Source organism: Chelatococcus asaccharovorans (assembly GCF_003201475.1).
In the GTDB taxonomy this organism is placed as follows: domain Bacteria; phylum Pseudomonadota; class Alphaproteobacteria; order Rhizobiales; family Beijerinckiaceae; genus Chelatococcus; species Chelatococcus asaccharovorans.
The window spans coordinates 101,735-122,083 of record NZ_QJJK01000014.1 but is presented as its reverse complement, the minus strand read 5'-3'; the positions used below and the strand labels follow the sequence as shown (position 1 = coordinate 122,083).

General features: G+C 64.2%; 19 protein-coding genes. 12 read left to right on the top strand and 7 right to left on the bottom strand.

Annotated features, from left to right (window positions below; all coding sequences use genetic code 11):
* Window positions 1-183: 183 nt before the first annotated feature.
* Window positions 184-681 (bottom strand): (2Fe-2S)-binding protein, encoded by a 498-nt coding sequence (locus C7450_RS27810; protein WP_110377747.1) that lies wholly within the window; start codon window positions 679-681, stop codon window positions 184-186.
* A 227-nt stretch (window positions 682-908) separates the two neighbouring features.
* A complete protein-coding gene (locus tag C7450_RS27805) occupies window positions 909-2,108 on the bottom strand; it encodes a glycosyltransferase family 61 protein (RefSeq protein ID WP_110377746.1) in 1,200 nt (399 codons plus the stop codon).
* 228 nt (window positions 2,109-2,336) lie between these two features.
* On the opposite strand from C7450_RS27805, the gene C7450_RS27800 reads away from it, so the two are divergent.
* Entirely contained in the window at window positions 2,337-3,671 is a 1,335-nt protein-coding gene (locus C7450_RS27800; protein WP_110377745.1) for an O-antigen ligase family protein, read from the top strand.
* Between the two features lie 309 nt (window positions 3,672-3,980).
* Here the strand turns inward: C7450_RS27800 and C7450_RS27795 are convergent, their stop codons facing one another.
* Both C7450_RS27795 and C7450_RS27790 read right to left on the bottom strand, forming a co-directional pair.
* Window positions 3,981-4,451 carry an SRPBCC family protein gene (locus C7450_RS27795; protein WP_110377744.1) on the bottom strand — a complete coding sequence of 157 codons (471 nt, stop codon included), beginning with the start codon at window positions 4,449-4,451 and terminating at the stop codon, window positions 3,981-3,983.
* Window positions 4,452-4,890: 439 nt separating this feature from the next.
* A complete protein-coding gene (locus C7450_RS27790) occupies window positions 4,891-5,604 on the bottom strand; it encodes a GntR family transcriptional regulator (RefSeq protein WP_170147481.1) in 714 nt (237 codons plus the stop codon).
* 1,078 nt (window positions 5,605-6,682) lie between these two features.
* On the opposite strand from C7450_RS27790, the gene C7450_RS27785 reads away from it, so the two are divergent.
* The 6 genes from C7450_RS27785 to C7450_RS27760 all read left to right on the top strand — a co-directional run bounded on the left by C7450_RS27785 (window position 6,683) and on the right by C7450_RS27760 (window position 12,351).
* Window positions 6,683-7,600, top strand: a complete 918-nt coding sequence (locus tag C7450_RS27785; protein ID WP_110377742.1) for a branched-chain amino acid ABC transporter permease — start codon at window positions 6,683-6,685, stop codon at window positions 7,598-7,600.
* Window positions 7,601-7,621: 21 nt separating this feature from the next.
* A complete protein-coding gene (livM, locus tag C7450_RS27780; protein WP_110377741.1) occupies window positions 7,622-9,055 on the top strand; it encodes a high-affinity branched-chain amino acid ABC transporter permease LivM in 1,434 nt (477 codons plus the stop codon).
* The gene (locus C7450_RS27775; RefSeq protein ID WP_110377740.1) at window positions 9,052-9,912 is read left to right on the top strand and encodes an ABC transporter ATP-binding protein; all 861 of its coding nucleotides are present in this window, start codon (window positions 9,052-9,054) and stop codon (window positions 9,910-9,912) included. Before livM ends, C7450_RS27775 begins: the two co-directional genes overlap by 4 nt.
* Complete coding sequence (locus C7450_RS27770) at window positions 9,909-10,691, top strand: ABC transporter ATP-binding protein (protein ID WP_110377739.1); 783 nt, start codon at window positions 9,909-9,911, stop codon at window positions 10,689-10,691. Before C7450_RS27775 ends, C7450_RS27770 begins: the two co-directional genes overlap by 4 nt.
* A gap of 1 nt (window position 10,692) precedes the next feature.
* Complete coding sequence (locus C7450_RS27765; RefSeq protein ID WP_110377738.1) at window positions 10,693-11,067, top strand: DUF6867 family protein; 375 nt, start codon at window positions 10,693-10,695, stop codon at window positions 11,065-11,067.
* 153 nt (window positions 11,068-11,220) lie between these two features.
* The gene (locus C7450_RS27760) at window positions 11,221-12,351 is read left to right on the top strand and encodes a branched-chain amino acid ABC transporter substrate-binding protein (RefSeq protein ID WP_110377737.1); all 1,131 of its coding nucleotides are present in this window, start codon (window positions 11,221-11,223) and stop codon (window positions 12,349-12,351) included.
* A 71-nt stretch (window positions 12,352-12,422) separates the two neighbouring features.
* Here C7450_RS27760 and C7450_RS27755 read toward each other — a convergent pair whose 3' ends face one another.
* Both C7450_RS27755 and C7450_RS27750 read right to left on the bottom strand, forming a co-directional pair.
* Window positions 12,423-13,229, bottom strand: a complete 807-nt coding sequence (locus C7450_RS27755) for a nucleotidyltransferase domain-containing protein (protein ID WP_110377736.1) — start codon at window positions 13,227-13,229, stop codon at window positions 12,423-12,425.
* A 230-nt stretch (window positions 13,230-13,459) separates the two neighbouring features.
* Window positions 13,460-14,188 carry a cytochrome c biogenesis CcdA family protein gene (locus tag C7450_RS27750; RefSeq protein WP_110377735.1) on the bottom strand — a complete coding sequence of 243 codons (729 nt, stop codon included), beginning with the start codon at window positions 14,186-14,188 and terminating at the stop codon, window positions 13,460-13,462.
* Window positions 14,189-14,356: 168 nt separating this feature from the next.
* Here C7450_RS27750 and C7450_RS27745 point away from each other — a divergent pair, with 168 nt between their 5' ends.
* Window positions 14,357-15,361, top strand: a complete 1,005-nt coding sequence (locus tag C7450_RS27745; protein ID WP_110377734.1) for a P1 family peptidase — start codon at window positions 14,357-14,359, stop codon at window positions 15,359-15,361.
* Window positions 15,362-15,701: 340 nt separating this feature from the next.
* Here C7450_RS27745 and C7450_RS27740 read toward each other — a convergent pair whose 3' ends face one another.
* Window positions 15,702-16,943 (bottom strand): NAD(P)/FAD-dependent oxidoreductase, encoded by a 1,242-nt coding sequence (locus C7450_RS27740; protein WP_110377733.1) that lies wholly within the window; start codon window positions 16,941-16,943, stop codon window positions 15,702-15,704.
* Between the two features lie 177 nt (window positions 16,944-17,120).
* Here C7450_RS27740 and rpe point away from each other — a divergent pair, with 177 nt between their 5' ends.
* The 4 genes from rpe to sugE all read left to right on the top strand — a co-directional run bounded on the left by rpe (window position 17,121) and on the right by sugE (window position 20,301).
* On the top strand, window positions 17,121-17,804 hold the full coding sequence (rpe, locus tag C7450_RS27735; protein WP_110377732.1) for a ribulose-phosphate 3-epimerase: 684 nt from the start codon (window positions 17,121-17,123) through the stop codon (window positions 17,802-17,804).
* An 82-nt stretch (window positions 17,805-17,886) separates the two neighbouring features.
* A complete protein-coding gene (gene purB, locus C7450_RS27730; RefSeq protein WP_110377731.1) occupies window positions 17,887-19,194 on the top strand; it encodes an adenylosuccinate lyase in 1,308 nt (435 codons plus the stop codon).
* 9 nt (window positions 19,195-19,203) lie between these two features.
* The gene (locus C7450_RS27725) at window positions 19,204-19,758 is read left to right on the top strand and encodes an RBBP9/YdeN family alpha/beta hydrolase (protein WP_110377730.1); all 555 of its coding nucleotides are present in this window, start codon (window positions 19,204-19,206) and stop codon (window positions 19,756-19,758) included.
* Window positions 19,759-19,989: 231 nt separating this feature from the next.
* Window positions 19,990-20,301, top strand: a complete 312-nt coding sequence (gene sugE, locus C7450_RS27720; RefSeq protein ID WP_110377789.1) for a quaternary ammonium compound efflux SMR transporter SugE — start codon at window positions 19,990-19,992, stop codon at window positions 20,299-20,301.
* The last annotated feature ends 48 nt before the right edge of the window (window positions 20,302-20,349 follow it).

The following is a 20,349-nucleotide window of genomic DNA, read 5'->3' as shown; positions in this document are numbered from 1 at the left end:
CTCCCTCGCATGCCGGCGTTTATTCCCCGGACATCCCAGTCCGGATGCACCCTTGCCCGGATAGTCCCTGCCCGTTCCGGTCTTTCGGCCATGAACTGCGGCCATGAACTGCGGCCCATGAACCGCAGCCCATGAACCGCAGCCAACCGCAGCCGATAAACCGCGGCCGCGGCGCGCAAGCCTTTATTCGGCAGCGTGCTGCATCGGCGAAGAGGCACCCATGGCCTCGGCGCCTGCCGCGATCGCCTTGACGATATTGTGGTAGCCCGTGCAGCGGCAGATATTGCCCTCGAGTTCCTCGCGAATGGTCTGTTCGTCGAGATGGTGACCACAGCGCGCGACGATATCCACCGCCGACATGATCATGCCCGGCGTGCAGAAGCCGCACTGCAGGCCATGATGCTCGCGGAACGCCTCCTGCATCGGGTGCAGCGCGCCGTCGGACGCCAGCCCCTCGATGGTACCGACGGTCGCGCCATCGCAGGACAGGGCCAGCACGGTGCAGCTTTTCACGGCTTGTCCGTCGAGATGCACCACGCAAGCCCCGCATTGGCTGGTATCGCAGCCGACATGCGTACCTGTGAGCCGCAAATTTTCGCGAAGAAACTGGACGAGAAGCGTACGCGGCTCGATATCGGCGGATACGGCCTTGCCGTTCACCGTCATGGACACGGTGGTCATGGTGGGCTCCCTCGCTGGCTGGAGTGCTTCACCGCAGCCTTCGTATGCTGTTGGCAGGGGTGCCGCGGCCTGACCGTGCGTACCGCCTGCGTGACCATGGACGATCGCACTCAGTCTAGAATCATAAAAATGTAGGTCAAGGCCGCTTCTTGCCGCGGCGATCACAAGATCGATCGCGAAAAGGCGCCGTTTCCGGCGAATTTTCCCGATTTTTGCAATGGCTACGACTAAGGTCGTAGGTGCGATCGCGTCACGATGGCATCGAGCCTCGCGAAAAAGGCGGCACAGTCGATGCTGAAACTCTGCATCGCCCCTTCAGGGGAAGCCAGGAAGAAATCGTAGCCCAAATCGTGCTCGGCCGCCCAATGGAGGCCTGTGGTCTTGCGGAAGGTCGACGGGAAGATCTCGACGAGATGCGCGCCCGGCTGCATCCAGGCGACATTGGCAAGGCCGGCGCCGTGCACACCCACCAGCACCGAGGCCTGTGTGAAGGTGGCGATCTGCTGCGGGTGGTTGCCCCAGCCAGCCTCGAAGACCGTAAACCCCCGTTCGATCAGCCCATGGCGAAGCTCGTCCTCATTGAGGAGGCGCCGCAGTCGCGAATGCCCGCGCGAGAAATAGACGAGCGGCGACGGCGGCACCGAAACCGGCCCATAGGCGGCCTCGAAGATCGACCGGAGATAGGGCAGCGATTCGTGCAGCCCGTAGGCCCGCTCGACATTGCGGCAGAGCGAACGCGCGAGCAGGAGTTCCGGCACCACCGCATGGTCGAAGGGCGTCAGTTCCATCACCTCGACGGTATGGCCGAGCTTCCTGAGACCGCTCACGAAGGCATTGATGAGCGGAATGCGGTGCGCCTTGGTGATGATGGTGAGCTTGCGCCCGTCGCCCGCCCCCAACCGCAGCGCATGGGCGATCGGCATCAGCACGTCGAGCAGGAGATGGCCGTAATGCGGATACGGCGGCAACACGATGCCGAGCCCCTCCGCCACGCGGCGCTTGAAGAGGATCGGCGCGGGATAGGCGAAATTCCAGTTGGCGAGCCGGCTTTCATCCAGCGCGAGCTGCGCGAGGCTCTCCGCATCGACCGGCGTCAGCGTATGGCCCGGGACGATTGCGTCCTGGAAAATGCCGACGAACCGCCGGATGATCGTCTCATCGGCCTCGGCAAAGCTGGGGAGCTTCACATCCCAGTTGTCGATCGCCAGCGCGGGCAGAACGTCCGCATAAGGCGGCGACGCCAGCCGCATGCGATAGCGGTCGTTCTGGTAGACTTGGACAAAGCGGTCGGGATAGGGCCGGATGTCAGGGAAGAAGCCGAGATGCAGCGGCGAACGGCGCGTGACGCGCGACAGGCGTTCGAACAGCGCAAAGGCCTTCGGCTTGAGATCCATCGCAAGGGCGAGGCGGGAACGGCGACGCCCCATCGAGCAGGCTCCTGATCTTCATGGTCCGCGCGATATCGCCAGCATGGATGCGCGCGGGCGTCCTTATAGGAAAGCGTGAGACAACCAGCAAGGCGCGGCGTGCACGGGTCCCCGGTCCCGGCGCGTGATGCCACGTTGACCGCGCCCTCCGGCATTGCCATAGCTGCCTGCGGTTGAACGATGGGTTGACCGTTGTCCCGTCGCCATGTGACGAACCCGAGGAGTCCCATGCCTTCACCAACGTCGTCTTCACCGTCGTCGCCTTCACCGTCGTCGGCCAAATGGCTCACCGGGGCTCCATGGCTCACCAAGGCCCGGCTCGCCGGAAGCGATGCCCTTCATCGCGATCGCTTCGCCTCGACCCTCGTCTACGCGACCATCGTCGCCATCACCCTGGTGCCGCTCCACATCTTCTGGCTGGCAGTCTTCGTCGGGTTGATTGCGGCTGGCGTCGCTCTTCTCGCGACCGACGGCGCGATGCGGCGCATGTTTCTCAGCGATCCCCGCCCCAGGCTGGCGGCGCTCCTGATCCTCGGCATCGTCGCCTGGGAGGTGGTGGGGGTGTTGTTCCGCGGCGCGGGCTCGCCCGGCAAGGCCTGGCAGGCCGCCGGCAACGCGCTTGCCATCCTGACCTTCGGCGTGGTGGTGCTGACGGCGCTGCGCCGCGACCCGGACTTTCCCCGGCGCCTGCTCCTCGTCTCGGCCTTCGTCCTCGCCCTGGCGACCGTCATCGCTATCCTGGGGCAGGTGGTCATCGAATGGCCGACTTTCGTCCGCCTGCACCTCTACGGCCGGGCGAACGGCGCCATCTTCAGCGCCGGTGCCCTCATATTCGGGGTTGCGACCGCCCTCACGGCGGCGATCACCGCGCGCGGGCGCCTCAGGCTCGCCTTGCTGGCGGCGGCCGCGGTCAACGCGGCGGGCTTCATCCTCACCTTCAGCCGGGGGCCGATCATCGCCGCCTTCCTCGCGGCCGTGGTGCTCGCCATCATTCTGCGACTGCCCGCCGGCCGCAGGGGCAGGCTCATCGCGGCGCTCGCCATCCTCGCGGCGATTGCCGCCCCCGCCCTCCTCGTCTTTAACGAGGGCACGCTGCAGGATCTGGCCTGCGGCCAGGGCGGCGACATCTGCCGCAAGTCCTATCGCCTGGATATCTGGAGCCTCGCGGCCCGGTCGATCATCGAGCACCCATGGCTCGGCGCAGGCCCCACGGCCGAGATCGAGAACCCCTTCGGCCGCCATCCGCACAACGGCTATCTCGGGCCCGCCTTCTATTTCGGCATCCCGGCGGCGCTGGCGTTCTTCGCGCTGATCGTCAATTCCCTGGCCGCGACGCTGACCGATATCGACGCGACGCGCGGCACCGGCCAGCCGCTATCTCCTGCCGGGCATCTTGCGCGCCTCAGCCTGTTCCTGCTGGTTTTCTCGCTGGTCTATATGGTGACAGACCTGTCCGACGCCTTCACCTTCGTGAACGCGCATTTCCTGTTCTTCTGGCTGCCCGCCTTCCTGACGCTCTCGCCGGCCCTGCGCGGCGCCGGCGGGAGTGAGGCGATGCCCTGAGGCCGATCGGATCTCAGGATGGAATCCCACGGTCATCCCGGGTCGTTGCGCAGCAACGAGCCCGGGATCCATGAACACGCGGCCCGAGAAAAGATGCATCGGACTGTGCCTCCCGGGTTGAGCGTGGTGTTGTTGAACCTGGTATTCTTGGGTTCCGGGCTCGGGCCTTTCGGCCCGCCCCGGAATGACACGGTGGTTCCGTATAAAATCAGCATGCATTAGCAAGCTAATGATTCTCGTGTGGTTTTGGGATTTGAAATGCGTTCGTCACCCTCGATCCATTCTGTGACGAATTTCAAATCCACCACACTAACTGGCGACGGTCTCAGCCTGCTCGGGCGACACGATCGCGGCGAAGCTGGCAAAAAAATCGTCGGCATATTTCTTGGCGACGCCGTTGATGAGCCTGCCGCCGAGCTGCGCGATCTTGCCACCGACAGTCGCCTCGACGTCATAGGACAGCTTGGTGCCCTCCGGCACGGGGGCGAGCCCGACCTTGGCGGCCCCCTTGGCGAAACCGGCCACGCCGCCCTCGCCCTCGCCGACAATCGTGTAGCCATGCGGCGGGTCGAGATCGGTCAGCGTGACCTTGCCCTTGAAGGTTGCCTTGACGGGGCCGAGCTTCACCTTCACGACGGCGCGAAAACCGCCTTCGTCCGTCCGTTCCAGCTCCTCGCAGCCGGCGATGCAGGCCTTCAGCACTTCGGGATCGTTGAGCTTTTCCCATACGGCCTGCGGTTCTGCCGCAAGAACGAACTCACCCGTCATCGTCATTGCCACGGCGACGTCTCCTCCTCTTGGCGCCAACACAACCCGGCACCGCTCCCCATTCCGATACCACCGCCCCCGCATGTCCCCGCGCGACCATCCATGGCTCTTCGCGAAGACTGGTGACGAAAGACGGGCCTATCCTAGAGCAAGTCCAGGAAAACTGTGTAGCGGTTTTCCGTTCGGAACGGCGCGAAGGGCGAGGCGAGCGAGCATTTTCGCAATGTGATGAGCAACGAGACAATTTGGCGCGCGGCTTGGTACGCGGCACGCAGGAGAAGTCCGGCGCCGGGTGCGATCACCGTCCAACGGGGTGAAGCGAGCTGGATGACTGCGCCGCGATCCGGGGCTTTGCGGACTTGCGGACTTGCGGCCTTGCGGCCTTGCGGCGCTTGGTCGTGAAAGCCAGCGCACCCGTCGCGGTCCGAATCACACCTCGCCCGGGGGGCACCTACATGCCGACAACCGTTCGCTTGATGCCGCCGCGCAAATAGTCCATCAGGGCATCGGACGCCGTCTCCGCTGCGGCGCTTTCGCCAGCCAGCACATGGCCGATCATCGTCCGGTGCAGACGCGCGGGTTCGGTGAGATCGTCATTCCGCAGGAAATAGTAGCGCGCGCGCCGCGCCATGGCTTCCAGCGGCGCGAGCGCCCTGACCAGGAAGGGATTCGAGGCCATCTCACCGAGGCGATGGTAGATCGCCCTGTCGAGTTCAACGAACCGATCATGGTCGCCGGCCTCGGCCGCCGCCGCGAGTTGTTCCAACAAGGCGCCGAGCTCCGCCCGCGATTGCGGCCCGGCACGGCGCGCCGCGGCCGCCGCCAGGAGGCGTTCAAGCACGGTCCGCACCTCCAGCGCCATCAGCACATCCAGCGGGTTCACCACGGATACCGCAATGCCCTTGCGCGGGAAAACCACCACGAGGCCATCGTTGACAAGGCGCTGCAAGGCCTCGCGAACCGGCGTCCGGCCGATGTCCAGGCGCGACGCGAGCTCCTGCTCGGTCAGGCGTAGGCCCGGAGGAAGAACGAGCCGTATGATCTGATCCTCGATGACCCGATAGGCGCGTTCTGCCAATGTCTCATCGGATAAATTCGTGCCGGATTCCGCAGCCGTCGCGCTGGGATTGTCATCCTGGCCGGGGTTCGTCGGAACTATGGACATAACAATCGACCTGCATTGCAAAAGGCAGTCGGCCAGACGAGCATTCAACGGAATGAAGCCGCACCGACGCATGAAATAGATAAATAAAATCAATAATTAACGGCGTTGCGATCTCCGCTTGAGACAGAGCGACCACCGTTGCGTGATTGCGCGGACCCGTCTCCTGGATCGCTGTTGCGCCGAGCGCGACACCCGTCGCTTCGATCTTTGCCTTATCGCATCGGCATCTCCTGTCGATCGCCTTTCGATTGGGCGTGTCGGCCAAATGCCCAGGTCAAACGTCGCGACAAACGCAGACCGGACGCCATAAGGCGACAGCCTGCCAAGTCCCTGACCGCAGCCAAGCCCCTGACCGCAGCCAAGTCTCTGACCGCAGCCAAGTCACTGACCGCAGCTGCCGCCGCTCCGACCGGTCAATGCCGCCCTCATGCTTCAGCAAGACACTGGTGATGGGCACGTCGGCCATCGATCAGTTCGGCTGTGGATATCATGACAGAGGTTGTGACTGAAATAGCGGCTGCCCCTTTGTTCGTGGCAATCACGGCACGGGACGGCGCGTCACAGATGATCTGTTTCCGCTGATATCTCAAATTCTTGGCATGACACGGCTGGCCAGCCTCCGGCGCGAACGGTCGCCCGCCTCAGCCTCGCCTCTCGCGATCACGGATCGATCGGACAGGAAGACGCGTCTGTGCATCAGCTGTGGATCAGCGGGGGGCACCGCCTGCACTGCGAATGCGTCCGAATCCGAGGCGAGGGCCAACGTCTGCGCCTAATACGCCTGCCAGGAGACGCGATCATGTCTGCCGGGCTGGCACCGTCCGGCCGGCCCGGCCGCTTGGCCGACAGCTGTCTTCAACCAATGTCGGAGTTTCCGCGCCGTCGGTTTCGCGGCATAGTTTTGACAAGACGATCAACGTAAGCGATTGTCATCGATACCAGAGGTTACAGAATGCGGACACTTCAGCGTGACGGGATCCGTCTTTCGCCCGGCGTCATGTAAGTATTTGAATAACTTTGGGCATGATTGCCACCTGACAGACGTAAAGTCCCGACGCCACGGGGGCAAAGGCACGATATGGAAGTTTTTGTGCAGCAGCTCGTTAACGGGCTGACGCTTGGCTCGATTTATGGGCTCATTGCCATCGGCTACACGATGGTTTTCGGCATCATCGGCATGGTCAACTTTGCTCATGGCGATATTTTCATGCTTTCAGCCTTTATTGCGCTGATCTTCTTCATTTTCCTTACAAGCTGGCTCGGCATTGGCTCCATCGCCATCGCCCTCCTTATCGTGCTCGTCCTGGCCATGATCCTGACATCGCTCTGGGGATGGGCCGTCGAGCGCATCGCCTATCGCCCATTGCGCGGCTCCTTCCGGCTCGCTCCCCTGATCTCGGCGATCGGCGTTTCCATCTTTCTGTCCAATTTCGTCCAGGTTGTGCAAGGCGCGCGCAACAAGTCCATTCCGCCCATGGTCAATGGCGGCATAACCCTGTTCGAGGACAACGGCTATGCTGTCACTCTGGCGTACAAGCAAATCATCATCATGGCGGCGACTGCCGTTCTGCTCACGATATTTTGGTATGTCGTGCAGAAAACGCCGCTCGGCCGTGCGCAGCGTGCCTGTGAGCAGGACCGGAAGATGGCGGCACTGCTCGGCATCAACGTCGATCGCACGATCTCGCTCACATTCGTGATGGGCGCGGCGCTCGCGGCTGTCGCGGGGACCATGTATCTCCTCTATTATGGTGTGGTGAGCTTCTCGGATGGTTTCGTCCCCGGCGTCAAGGCGTTTACGGCGGCCGTCCTCGGCGGCATCGGCTCCCTTCCCGGCGCCGTCCTCGGCGGCCTGATCATTGGGCTCGTGGAGACCCTGTGGTCCGCCTATTTCTCGATCGAATACAAGGACGTCGCGGCGTTCTCCATCCTGGCAATCGTCCTGATCTTCATGCCGTCCGGCATCCTCGGACGACCGGAAGTCGAAAAGGTCTGAGATGCGCGAGGAGACTGAGCGATGAATGCCCCCTCCGCTGCGCCGACGACGGGGTCCCCCCCGCACGCTGCCACCAGGCCGGGGCAAGGTGGCAGCGAATTCCTCCCCGCGGTCAAGAATGCAGCCCTTGCCGCCCTGGTGATGCTCGGCCTCTCGATCCCGATCATCGCCTTCCGCACGGAAAACAGTATGGCCAACGAGCTCATACTGCTTCCGCGCTGGCGCGTCGTCGCCGTCCTCTGCCTGATCGTCTTCGCCGTTCGGCTCCTGCTCAATCTCGGCGGCATTCACATCGCCCGCCGGCGCTCGGCGAAACGCCGGGAAATCCTGGTCACGCGCGTCGAAGCGCCGACGACGCTCGGCCAGAGAATCTTCTTCTACGCTGCCCCGGTCCTGCTCGGCGTAGCCATCGGCTATCCGCTGATCACCACCCTCGTGAATGGCGGGCTCAGCGAATCCCGCTACTGGATCGACCTCGGCATTCTGGTGCTGACCTATGTGATGCTCGGCTGGGGCCTCAATATCGTGGTGGGACTAGCTGGCCTGCTCGATCTCGGCTATGTCGCGTTCTATGCGGTCGGCGCCTATTCCTATGCGCTTCTCGCAATCACCTTCGGGCTGTCGTTCTGGATCTGCCTGCCCGTCGCCGGCATCCTCGCGGCTTTGTGGGGCATCATGCTCGGCTTTCCCGTGTTGCGCCTGCGCGGTGATTATCTGGCGATCGTGACGCTCGCCTTCGGTGAGATCATCCGCCTTGTGCTGATCAATTGGGTTGATCTGACGAACGGCGGCGCCGGCATCGCGTCCATTCCGCGCGTCTCCTTCTTCGGCATCCCATTCACGGCCGACGAGGATGGCTTCGCGGCCACCTTCGGCCTTGAGTTCAGCACCATGCATCGCATCGTGTTTCTCTATTATCTCATCCTGGTGCTGGCGCTCGTCACCAATATCGTCACCATGCGCTTGCGGCGCCTTCCGGTGGGACGCGCATGGGAAGCGTTGCGCGAGGATGAGATCGCCTGCCGCTCGCTCGGCATCAACACCACCAGCACCAAGCTCACTGCCTTTGCCATCGGGGCCATGTTCGGCGGCTTTGCCGGGGCGTTCTTCGCCGTGCGTCAAGGGTTCATTTCGCCGGAAAGCTTCAACTTCCTTGAGTCGGCGATCATCCTGTCGATCGTCGTGCTCGGCGGCATGGGCAGCCAGATGGGCGTCGCCATCGCGGCGACCGCCATGGTCGCGGGGCCGGAAATGCTGCGCAATCTCGGCTTCCTCAGCGCCGTCTTCGGCGACGGCTTTGATCCGAATGAATATCGCCTGCTCCTGTTTGGCGCAGCGATGGTGGCAATGATGGTCTGGCGACCGCGCGGTCTCGTCTCGCACCGCGATCCCTCCATCGTGCTGGGGGAGCGCAAGGCCATTTCAGGCGCCCTGGTCAAGGAGGGCCACGGATGATGGCCAACCCAGATCTTGTTTCCAGCACGGATACCATCCTGACCGTCGATCACCTCACCATGCGTTTCGGTGGATTGATTGCGATCAATGACCTTTCCTTCAAGGCCCGGCGTGGAGAGATCACCGCCCTGATCGGGCCGAACGGTGCCGGCAAGACCACGGTCTTCAACTGCATCACCGGCTTCTACAAGCCGACCGAGGGCATGATCACCCTCACCCATACGGACGGCTCTCACTATCTCCTGGAGCGCCTGCCCGGCCATAGTGTGTCCTGGAAGGCCAAGGTCGCCCGCACCTTCCAGAACATCCGCCTGTTCTCCGGCATGACCATTCTCGAGAACCTGCTGGTCGCCCAGCACAACCGTCTGATGATCGCCTCCGGCTTCACCATCGGCGGGCTGATCGGCCTGCCGAATTTCAGGCGCGCGGAGGGCGAAGCGGTCGACAAGGCCAAATACTGGCTGGAGAAGGTCGGCCTCACGGACCGTGCCGACGATCCCGCTGGCGATCTGCCCTATGGCGCCCAGCGCCGGCTGGAAATCGCCCGCGCCATGTGCACCGGGCCCGTGCTGCTGTGCCTGGATGAGCCTGCGGCGGGGCTCAATCCCCGGGAAAGCCTGGAGCTGAACGAACTCCTCCTGTCCATCCGCGAGATCGACAAGACCTCCCTGCTGCTCATCGAACATGACATGTCCGTCGTCATGCAGATTTCCGATCATGTCGTGGTTCTCGACTACGGCACGAAGATCGCCGACGGCCTGCCCGAGGCGGTGCGCAACGACCCCAAGGTCATCGCCGCCTATCTCGGCGTCGAAGATGATGACGTCGAAAAGATCGAGGCACAGGTCGGCCTATGAGCGAAGCAAACAGCACCGCGCAAGCCCCCGCGCAGGCCTCCCCGCAAGCCGCACCGGCTGCAAGACCCCTGCTCACCATTCGTGGCGTCAAGACGTTCTACGGCAATATCATTGCGCTCAAGGGCGTCGATATCGATGTCAACGAGGGCGAGATCGTCACCCTGATCGGCGCCAATGGCGCGGGCAAGTCCACGCTGATGATGACGATCTTCGGCAATCCGCGCGCGCGCGAGGGAACCATCACTTATGCCGGCAACGAGATCACGCGTATGGCGACCCACGACATCGCCAAGCTGAACATTGCCCAATCGCCCGAGGGGCGGCGCATCTTCCCGCGCATGACGGTGTTCGAGAACCTGCAGATGGGTGCCTCGATCAACGCCTTCGCGCATTTCGAGCAGGATCTCGAACGCGTCTGCTCGATTTTCCCGCGCCTGAAGGAACGTCTGCACCAGCGCGGCGGCACCCTTTCGGGCGGCGAGCAGCAGATGCTCGCCATTGCCCGCGCGTTGATGAGCCGGCCGAAGCTCCTTTTGCTCGATGAGCCGTCGCTGGGGCTGGCGCCGCTCGTCGTACGACAGATCTTCGATGTGATCCGCGAGCTGAACCGCGAGGGCATGACGATCTTCCTCGTCGAACAGAACGCCTATCACGCCTTGAAGCTCGCCCACCGCGCCTATGTCATGGTGACGGGTTCCATCACCCTGTCAGGCACCGGGAAGGAGCTTCTCGCCGATCCGCAGGTGAGAGCGGCTTATCTCGAAGGCGGGAGGCACTGAGATGCAGGGGATCCTTTATGAGGAACCGTCGTTCTGGCTCTTTGCGCTGGTAACCTGCGTCATGGGGGGCTGGGCCGCGTGGATGACCGGCCGTGCCGTCGCCAAGACTTGGGGAACCGTGGCACAATGCGTCGTCTACCTGATGGGCCTTGGCTTGGCCGTGCGGTTCATCCACTTCGCATTGTTTCACGGAACGCTGCTTTCCGTGCATTATTATATCGTCGATACAATCGTCGTCGGCGCGATCGGCCTGGCAGGCTACCGATATACACGCGCGCGCCAGATGACGACGCAATATCGCTGGCTCTATGAACGGACCGGCGCATTCAGTTGGCGGGAGCGCCCGGAAGGCCGCGCCGATCAAAGCAGCGCTTAAAATTCGGGGTGAATACTGGCCGAAAGGTGAACAACGGCCAGTCGGAATCCGGATGACTTCGGGAAGAAAAGGCGCGACAGTTGTATTCAGGACGGGCCGAAGCCCGTCGTGCGAAGTCCCCAGGCTTCGGGGGAAATCCAGAGGAGTTGCCGTATGAATAAGAATTTTCTATTGGCAAGCGTGGCGCTGGGTTTGGGCTTGGCTTACAGCGGAATGGCGCTGGCCGATGTGAAAATGGGCGTGGCAGGCCCGATCACCGGCGCGAACGCGGCATTCGGCGCCCAGCTCAAGAACGGCGCCGAACAGGCCGTGGCAGACATCAACAAGGCTGGCGGCATTCTCGGCGAGAAGATCGTTCTGTCGGTCGGCGATGATGTATCCGATCCCAAGCAGGGCGTATCGGTCGCCAACAAATTCGCCGGTGAGGGCGTGAAGTTCGTCATCGGACATTTCAATTCCGGCGTGTCGATCCCGGCGTCCGAGGTCTATAACGAAGCGGGCATCGTCGCCATTTCGCCGGCTTCGACCAATCCGACCTTGACCGAGCGTAAGCTGTGGAACGTTTTCCGCACCTGCGGCCGGGACGATCAGCAGGGTGCCGTCGCCGGCGCCTATCTCGCCGACAAGTTCAAGGGCAAGAACGTCGCCGTCGTTCACGACAAGACGCCTTATGGCAAGGGCCTCGCCGACGAGACGCAAAAGGCGATGGAAGGCAAGGGCGTCAAGGCCGTCCTCTATGAGGGCATCAACACGGGCGACAAGGACTACTCGGCGCTCGTATCGAAGCTGAAGGCGGCGAATGTCGATGTCGTCTACTATGGCGGGCTGCACACGGAAGCGGGCCTCATCATCCGCCAGATGCGGGACCAGGGCCTCAAGGCGCCGCTGATGTCGGGCGACGGCATCGTCTCGAGCGAGTTCGTATCGATCGCCGGCCCCGGTGCGGAAGGCACGCTGATGACCTTCGCGCCGGATCCGCGCAAGAACCCGGCGGCGAAATCCGTTGTCGAGGCCTTCAAGGCGAAGAATTACGACCCCGAAGCTTACACCCTGTATTCCTATGCGGGCGTGCAAGTCATCAAACAGGCGGCCGAGGCGGCTAAATCCCTCGACCCGAAGAAAGTGGCGGAAGTGATCCACTCCGGCAAGGTCTTCAAGACCGTTCTCGGCGATCTCTCCTTCGACAAGAAGGGTGATATCACCCGTCCGGACTATGTCATGTATGTCTGGAAAAAGGACGCTGACGGCAAGATCGGCTACGCCGGCAACGAACTGACCAACTGATCTTTCGGGATCTTGCCCATTTGGGCGCCCGCCTCAGGTGACTGGGGCGGGCTTTTTCGTTGCAGCGGGCTTTAGGCGTTCAGCGACTGCGGCTCGATCGCCAGTTCCTTTTTGAGGCGCGCCCATGTCGCCTGCTCGAAGCGCTCCGGCCAGGCGATGCCGCGCGCCACTGCAAGCGCGCGTGCCCGGGGCAAATAGGCGGCCGCATAGGCGAGATAGGCCGGTATGATCGCCTCGCGGCGCGGGGTCAGCGCAGGCAGCGCTGCCAGAAGATCCTTCTGCTCGGCCGTGATCAGCCTGTTCAGATGCAGCGCGCCGCCCCTGTTGGGCGCGTCAGTCTCCTCGATCAGGAGATCAATCAGCAGATTGCGAAGGTGAAAGGCGCCCGTGACGGAATTGATATATTCCGCCCGCCCCAGCGCAAGCGGAAGCAGCCCCAGGATCCGGATGAACTCTTCGAACTGCCACTTCAAGCGTTTCGGCTCCGAACCACGTGGTCCCGACGAATGCGGCAGTCTTTCGTAGATGCCCTGGTGATCGAACAGCACTTTCAAGCTGTTGCGGGACAGCGCCGCCGTCTGCGCAGGCGTCGCGATCTGGACGTCGACGCGCAGCCATTCGGCGGTGACGGCGTTGATCAGCATCGGCTTGGCCTGCCGGTCCCACCAGAGAACGATTTCACCCGTCCGGCTGACGGCATCATGCCAGAGGCTGGCGAATGCGTCGGTCGGGCCGTCTGTGGTTACGGCGACGAAATCGAGATCGCTGTAGGCATCCTCGAGGCCTACGCCGAAGCTGCCGCCCAGATAAAGCGCCAGAACGTCCGGCTTGTCTTCGAGCGTCTGCGCTATGGTCGTGATCGCTGCGGCATTGTCCATGATCCCGGCTCCCGCTCCAGAGGCATGTTTGACAGGTACATGGTGCGGCCCCGATGGAGCAACCCCGGTCATGTCGGGCGCGATGGCTTCGTGGGAGTCGGCCACATGCCCTTCAGGACGACGGCGGCTTAGAGCATAATCCGCCCGGAGTGAAACGAGGATCGATAAGATTATACTTGAAATAAAAGAGGTTAGAGCGTCGATCTGATGCGATCAGATCGAAACGCGCCCTAGCCGAGTTGCCCGAGCGCCGGAAACGTCTCCAGCAGCCAGAAGGACATGTTGGTGATGCTGCCGGTGAGAAAGGCGATGCCGGTGACGACGAGGAGCGCCCCCATCGCCTTTTCGACGAGCGCGAGACGCGTGCGCATGCGCTTCAGGAAGGCGATGAACGGCGGCATCGCAAAGGCCGCGATGAGGAACGGGATGCCGAGGCCGGCCGAATAGATGGCGAGCAGCAATGCGCCCTGGCCGGCGGAATCCTCCGAGCCGGCCACCGCGAGAATCGCCGCGAGAATCGGCCCGATGCAGGGCGTCCAGCCGAGTGCGAAGGCAAGGCCCATCACATAGGCGCCGCCGAGGCCGGCCGGCTTCCGCACGGTCACGCGCGCCTCGCGATAGAGGAAGGCGAGGCGGAAAACACCCAGGAAATGCAGGCCCATGATGATGATCGCCGCGCCCGCGAGCGTGCCGAGGATATGCACGTATTGACGGAAGACCTGGCCGAGCGCCGAGGCGGTCGCGCCGAGCAGCACGAAGACCGTGGAGAAGCCGAGCACGAACAGCAGCGCGGTGACCAGGACCCGCCGCGTGACCTTCGGCGCGGCGCCCGCCCCGAGTTCGTCGATGGTCGTTCCGGCGAGATAGGTGAGATAGGGCGGGACGAGCGGCAGCACGCAGGGACTGAGGAAGCTCAGCAACCCGGCAAGCGCGGCAGCAGAGAAGGACACATGGGTCATGGCGGCAGTTCTAGCGAGCGCCCCTCAGTGGCGGAAGGGTGCATAGCGCCACATTGCACGAATGTGAGCGATGCACCCCGAAGGCGGGGGACGTCTATTGAAACCGACGCCGCATTTCGGGCAGTGTGCGCGCAGTTCGCGCCGCAACAGCATCACCGGGGGACCCCAATGAGCGACCGTCGCAACCTCATCACCGACGTCGCGGGCATCCGCGTCGGCAACGCCCACAACGAGGCGCTCGCCTCCGGCGTCACGGTCGCGCTCTTCGACGGCCCGACCACCGCCTCCTGGGTCGCCGTCGGCGGCGGCCCCGCGGCCCGCGACACCGGCTGCCTCGAGCCCGACACGGTTGCCGAAGGGGTCGACGCCATCGTCCTGTCCGGCGGGTCCGGCTTCGGCCTCGATGCGGCCGGCGGCGTCCAGGCCTGGCTGCGCGCGCATGAGCGCGGCTTTCTCGTCGGCTCCGTACGCGTGCCGCTCGTCCCGCAGGCGATCTGCTTCGACCTTTTGAACGGCGGCGACAAGGACTGGGGCCGCTACCCGCCGTATCGCGAGCTGGGCTATGCGGCCTGCGAAGCCATATCCGAAGACTTCGCGCTCGGAACCGTCGGCGGGGGCTATGGCGCGACCACGGTCAATCTCAAGGGCGGCCTCGGTTCGGCCAGCGCCGTCACGGCCAATGGCTTCACCGTGGGGGCCATGGTGGTCGTCAATGCCATCGGCTCCGCGGTCATCGACAGCGGCCCGCATTTCTGGGCCGCGGGCTATGAGGTGGAGGCCGAGTTCGGCGGCCTCGGCCTGCCATCCCATGTGCGCCCGGAGATGCGGCCGATGCACTGGAAAGGCGGCCCGCAGCCGGCCACCACCATCGCCATCGTGGCGACCGATGCCATCCTCGACAAGGCGATGGCCAAGCGCCTCGCCATGGCCGCCCAGACCGGCCTCGCCAAGGGGCTGCGGCTGTCGCATGCGCTCTTCGACGGCGACACCGTCTTCGCGGCGGCCACGGGCCGCAAACCGCTGGTCGACCGCTACAACGACATCATCGAGATCGGTGCCACCGCCGCCGATTGCCTGGCCCGCGCGATTGCCCGCGGCGTCTACGAGGCAACCGCCCTGCCCTTCCCGGAATCCCTGCCGGCCTGGCGGGACAAGTTCGGCCGGAGCTCCTGAGCCGGCGAGCAGTGGCGCGAGGGCCGATCACTTTCGTCCCCTCTCCACCCAGCACGGCAGTTGCCGTGTTGGGCTCTACCAGAATGCCAAGTTGGCAACAGCCAGCTTGGCTTGGGAGAGGTGGGAGCCTCACCCATAGGTTGGAGCCGCAAACGCCGATCGGTAGCGTCCCCTCTCCCGTTCGGGAGAGGGACAGGGTGAGGGTTACGACCGAAACTGCAAAGCACGTGCCCCCTCACCCGCTCGCTACGCGAGCGACCTCTCCCCGCCGGGGAGAGGCGGGAGCCCTGTCACCACGCCGTAGGCGCAAACGCCTATCGCTGGCGCCCCCTCCCGCCTCTCAGAACCGATCGACCCGGAAAGGCGTCGGATCGACGAAGGGCGTCTCGCCCGTGATCATCTCCGCGACCAGCCGGCCCGTCACCGGGCCGAGCGTCAGCCCATGATGGGCGTGGCCGAACGAGAACCAGAGATTAGGATGGCGCGGCGCCTTGCCGATGATCGGCATCATGTCCGGCGTGCAAGGGCGCGCGCCCATCCAGGGCTCGTTGTCGAGCCGCTCAGCCAGCGGGAAAAACTCCCGCGCGATCGGCTCGGCACGCGCGAGCTGCACCGGCGTCTTCATGCCGTCACGGCGCGCGAATTCAGCGCCCGTGGTCAGGCGGATGCCGCGGGCCATGGGCACGAGGAAGTAGCCGCGCTCGGTGTCGAGCACGGGATGGTTGAGCTTCGCGTCCCCCGCCGGCCGGTAATGCATGTGATAGCCGCGCTTCACCGCGAGCGGCAGCCGGTAGCCGAGCGGCTTCGTCACCATGTCCGCCCAGGGTCCGAGTGCCACGACCGCCGCACCGGCCGTCAGCGGCCCCTCGGGCGTCACGACACGCCAGCCCTGGCCCACATTCTCCAAGGTCGCGGCATTCCCCTGGACATAGCGGCCGCCGAGTGCCGCGAAATGGTCGAAATAGGCAACAGCCAGCCCGTGCGGGTCGTTGATCGTCGTGGGCTCGGTCCAGTGCAACCCGCCGATCAGGACCGGCGCGAGATGCGGCTCCTCCGCCTCCAGCGTCGGCAGATCGAGCGCGCGATAGGCGAGCCCGAACTCCCGATGCCAGCGCTCCGCCTCGGCGAGCCTGAGATCACGCTGCTGCGGCGTGCGGAAGACCTTGAACCAGCCCTCGCGCTTGAAGTAGTGCGTGGCATTCGCCTCGCGCGCCAATGCGTCGTGCTCGCTCACGCAATGGGCGATCAGCGTGGCATATTTCTTGGCGATGGCCGCATGGCGGGCCGGGCGGGAATGATGCCAGTATTTCCAGAGGAAGGGCGCGAGATCGAGCAGTGCCGAGGGATGGTAATGCGCATCGATCGTGCGATTGAGGCCGTAGCGGAGCAACGCACCGAAATCATGGGGGAAGCCGTAGGGATAAACCCCCTCGCTCTGCACCAGTCCGGCATTGCCGAAGGAGGTCTCCTGTGCCGGGCCGCGGCGATCGAGGAGCACGACGGAACGACCACGCTTCTGGAGATGAAGAGCGACGGAAATACCAACGATGCCCGCGCCAAGCACCACGACGTCAGATTGCATGGAAACCCTCGATAACCGCGCTGTATAATGACGCGCCTGCATAGCTTTTTCAGCGCCGAAACACCACCTCCTTGAGGCTTGATCGACGCCTGTGATTTGCCGCTCTGCGGCGGGCATGCTACCTGCCGATCTCGCACATCCCAACCGGTCCTCTTGGCAGCAACGGCAACCCTATCGATGAATCGCCCCATAACCATCGCCCCTTCGATCCTCGCCGCCGATTTCGCCCGCTTCGGCGAAGAGGTGCGTGCTATCGACGCGGCCGGCGCCGACTGGATCCATGTGGATGTGATGGACGGCCATTTCGTGCCGAATATCAGCTTCGGCCCCGAGGTCGTGCGCGCCATCCGCCCGCTCACCACGAAAACGCTCGACGTGCATCTGATGATCGCGCCGGTCGACCCCTATCTCGAGGCCTTCGCCAAGGCCGGCGCCGACCTGATCACCGTTCATGCAGAGGCAGGCCCGCATCTCCATCGCTCGCTGCAGACGATCCGCGCGCTGGGCAAGAAGGCCGGCGTCGCGCTCAATCCCGCGACACCGCCTGTCGCCGTCGCCCATGTGCTTGATCTCGTCGATCTCGTGCTGGTGATGAGCGTCAATCCGGGCTTCGGCGGGCAGAGCTTCATTCCCTCCGCCGTGGAGAAGGTCGCCGCGATCCGCGCCATGACGGCGGGCCGCAGCATCCATATCGAGGTCGACGGCGGCATGACCGCCGAGACGGCCCCGCTCGTCGCCGCAGCGGGTGCCGACGTGCTCGTCGCCGGCTCGGCGGTCTTCAAGGACGGCGCCCCCCATTATGCCGGCCATATCGCGGCCATTCGCAAGGCGGCCGAGACCGCGCGCGGCGAATGGGCGTGAGGCCCGCGCGGCCCTATAAGGTTTCATAAGCCAGGCCGCCGCGGCTAACGTGCAGCAGCCTTGTTCAACTGAGGAATAGGTGATGATCCCCCGCTACTCCCGCCCCGAGATGGTTGCCATCTGGTCGCCCGAAACGAAGTTTCGCATCTGGTTCGAGATCGAGGCTCATGCCACGACGGCGCTGGCGGATCTCGGCGTGGTGCCCAGGGAGGCGGCTGACAAGGTCTGGGAGAAAGGCTCCACCGCCACCTTCGACGTCGCGCGCATCGACGCCATCGAGCGCGAGGTCAAGCACGACGTCATCGCCTTCCTCACCCATCTCTCCGAGATCGTCGGGCCGGAAGCGCGCTTCGTGCACCAGGGCATGACGTCCTCGGACGTGCTCGACACCTGCTTCAACGTGCAGCTCGTCAAGGCGAGCGACATCCTCCTCAAGGATATCGACACATTGCTCGCGGCGCTGGAGCGGCGCGCCTTCGAATACAAGATGACGCCGACCATCGGCCGCTCGCACGGCATCCACGCCGAGCCCGTCACCTTCGGCCTGAAGCTCGCCCAGGCCTATGCCGAGTTCAAGCGCAACCGCGACCGCCTGGTGGCAGCCCGCGAGGAAGTCGCGACCTGCGCGATCTCCGGCGCCGTCGGCACCTTCGCCAATATCGACCCGCGCATCGAGGCCTATGTGGCCGAGAAAATGGGGCTTTCGGTCGAGCCGGTCTCGACCCAGGTCATCCCGCGTGATCGCCATGCGATGTTCTTCGCGACACTCGGCGTGATCGCCTCCTCGATCGAGCGGCTGGCCACCGAGATCCGCCACCTCCAGCGCTCGGAAGTCTACGAGGCCGAGGAGTTCTTCTCGGCAGGCCAGAAGGGCTCCTCCGCGATGCCCCACAAGCGCAACCCGGTGCTGACGGAAAATCTCACCGGCCTCGCCCGGATGGTGCGCAGCTATGCCCTGCCGGCCATGGAGAACGTGGCGCTCTGGCACGAGCGCGACATCTCCCATTCCTCGGTCGAGCGGATGATCGGGCCGGATGCGACCGTCACCCTCGACTTCGCGCTGGCGCGGCTCGCCGGCGTCATCGACAAGCTCGTCGTCTATCCCGAAAACATGCAGAAGAACCTCGACCGGCTCGGCGGGCTCGTGCATTCCCAGCGCGTGATGCTGGCGCTGACCCAGAAGGGCGTGAGCCGGGAGGACGCCTATCGCCTCGTACAGCGCAACGCCATGCCTGTCTGGCGCGGCGAAGGCGACTTCCTGACCTTGTTGAAGAACGACCCCGAAGTGATTCAACGGATTCCGGAATCCGAACTCGAGGCCTGCTTCGACCTCACCTATCACCTCAAGCACGTCGATACGATCTTCAACCGCGTCTTCGGCCGAAGCTGAGGGATCCCCATGCGCGCCGCCGATCTCGATATCCTGTTCGTGCCGGGCCTCGACGGCTCCGGGCCGGATCACTGGCAGACCCGGTGGGAGGAGAAACTGTCGACCGGCGCGCGGGTGGAGCAGGACGATTGGTCCCGGCTCGCGCTCTCGCCCTGGCGGGAGCGATTGGTGGAACGGGTCGCTGGTGCGACGCGGCCGGTCGTGCTCGTCGCCCATAGCGCGGGCGTCGCGGCGGTGGCCCATGCCGCTCCGCATCTGCCGGCGGGTGTGGTCAAGGGCGCCTTTCTCGTCTCGCCGCCAAGCCGCCGTGTCTTGCGGGATCTGAATGCTTGCGCGGCGGATTTTGCCGACGTGCCGGACATCGCGCTGCCCTTCCCCGCGCTGCTGGTGGCGAGCCGGACGGATCCCTATGCGAGCTTCGCGGAGGCCGAGGCCTATGCGCGCGCTTGGGGCGCGGAGCTCGCTGACGCGGGCGACAGCGGCCATATCAACGCGGAATCAGGCCATGGCCCCTGGCCGGAAGGCTTGATGCGTTTCGCCGGCTTCCTCAAGCAGCTCGGCTGACCGCATTCAGGCGGCTTGCGTTGATCGGGGGCCCAGAGCAGGTCCGTCGTCCGCGGACTTGCTCCGCGTGAGGGATAGACGGGCAAATTCATCGCCTTTGGATGGTATCAGACGATTCCATCCAAGCCGGATTTCGTTCTCGCCCTTGCCGGGACGACCCGGCAGGTTCATCCGAAACCGGTGGGGACGGCCCTGCCTCTGACGGAGCATCCCATCATGTCGTCCCCGGTCATAGCATGGGTCTATCTCTTCATCGCCGGCCTCTTCGAGGTGGGCTGGGCGATCGGTCTCAAATATACCGACGGCTTCACGCGTCTTTGGCCGACAGTGTTCACCGCCGCATCCATGGTCATCAGCGTGATCCTGCTGGGGCTCGCGCTCAAAACGCTGCCCGTCGGGACCGGCTATGCCGTCTGGACCGGCATCGGCACCGTCGGCACCGCCATTCTTGGAATCGTGCTGTTCGGCGATCCCGCCACCGTGGCGCGCCTCGGTGCCATCGCGATGATCGTGGCCGGGATCATCGGGCTGAAGGTTCTTTAGAGCATGCTGATTTATACGGAGCCACCGTGTCATTCCGGGACGGGCCGA

What these genes read in the sequence shown, in the direction of transcription:
- C7450_RS27805 (WP_110377746.1), bottom strand. Translation starts at nt 2,108, where the DNA reads ATGGGGCGTCGCCGTTCCCGCCTCGCCCTTGCGATGGATCTCAAGCCG.
- C7450_RS27785 (WP_110377742.1), top strand. Translation starts at nt 6,683, where the DNA reads ATGGAAGTTTTTGTGCAGCAGCTCGTTAACGGGCTGACGCTTGGCTCG.
- C7450_RS27745 (WP_110377734.1), top strand. Translation starts at nt 14,357, where the DNA reads ATGAGCGACCGTCGCAACCTCATCACCGACGTCGCGGGCATCCGCGTC.
- C7450_RS27810 (WP_110377747.1), bottom strand. Translation starts at nt 681, where the DNA reads ATGACCACCGTGTCCATGACGGTGAACGGCAAGGCCGTATCCGCCGAT.
- C7450_RS27775 (WP_110377740.1), top strand. Translation starts at nt 9,052, where the DNA reads ATGATGGCCAACCCAGATCTTGTTTCCAGCACGGATACCATCCTGACC.
- C7450_RS27790 (WP_170147481.1), bottom strand. Translation starts at nt 5,604, where the DNA reads ATGTCCATAGTTCCGACGAACCCCGGCCAGGATGACAATCCCAGCGCG.
- C7450_RS27725 (WP_110377730.1), top strand. Translation starts at nt 19,204, where the DNA reads ATGCGCGCCGCCGATCTCGATATCCTGTTCGTGCCGGGCCTCGACGGC.
- rpe (WP_110377732.1), top strand. Translation starts at nt 17,121, where the DNA reads ATGAATCGCCCCATAACCATCGCCCCTTCGATCCTCGCCGCCGATTTC.
- C7450_RS27740 (WP_110377733.1), bottom strand. Translation starts at nt 16,943, where the DNA reads ATGCAATCTGACGTCGTGGTGCTTGGCGCGGGCATCGTTGGTATTTCC.
- livM (WP_110377741.1), top strand. Translation starts at nt 7,622, where the DNA reads ATGAATGCCCCCTCCGCTGCGCCGACGACGGGGTCCCCCCCGCACGCT.
- C7450_RS27770 (WP_110377739.1), top strand. Translation starts at nt 9,909, where the DNA reads ATGAGCGAAGCAAACAGCACCGCGCAAGCCCCCGCGCAGGCCTCCCCG.
- C7450_RS27765 (WP_110377738.1), top strand. Translation starts at nt 10,693, where the DNA reads ATGCAGGGGATCCTTTATGAGGAACCGTCGTTCTGGCTCTTTGCGCTG.
- C7450_RS27750 (WP_110377735.1), bottom strand. Translation starts at nt 14,188, where the DNA reads ATGACCCATGTGTCCTTCTCTGCTGCCGCGCTTGCCGGGTTGCTGAGC.
- purB (WP_110377731.1), top strand. Translation starts at nt 17,887, where the DNA reads ATGATCCCCCGCTACTCCCGCCCCGAGATGGTTGCCATCTGGTCGCCC.
- C7450_RS27755 (WP_110377736.1), bottom strand. Translation starts at nt 13,229, where the DNA reads ATGGACAATGCCGCAGCGATCACGACCATAGCGCAGACGCTCGAAGAC.
- C7450_RS27760 (WP_110377737.1), top strand. Translation starts at nt 11,221, where the DNA reads ATGAATAAGAATTTTCTATTGGCAAGCGTGGCGCTGGGTTTGGGCTTG.
- C7450_RS27800 (WP_110377745.1), top strand. Translation starts at nt 2,337, where the DNA reads ATGCCTTCACCAACGTCGTCTTCACCGTCGTCGCCTTCACCGTCGTCG.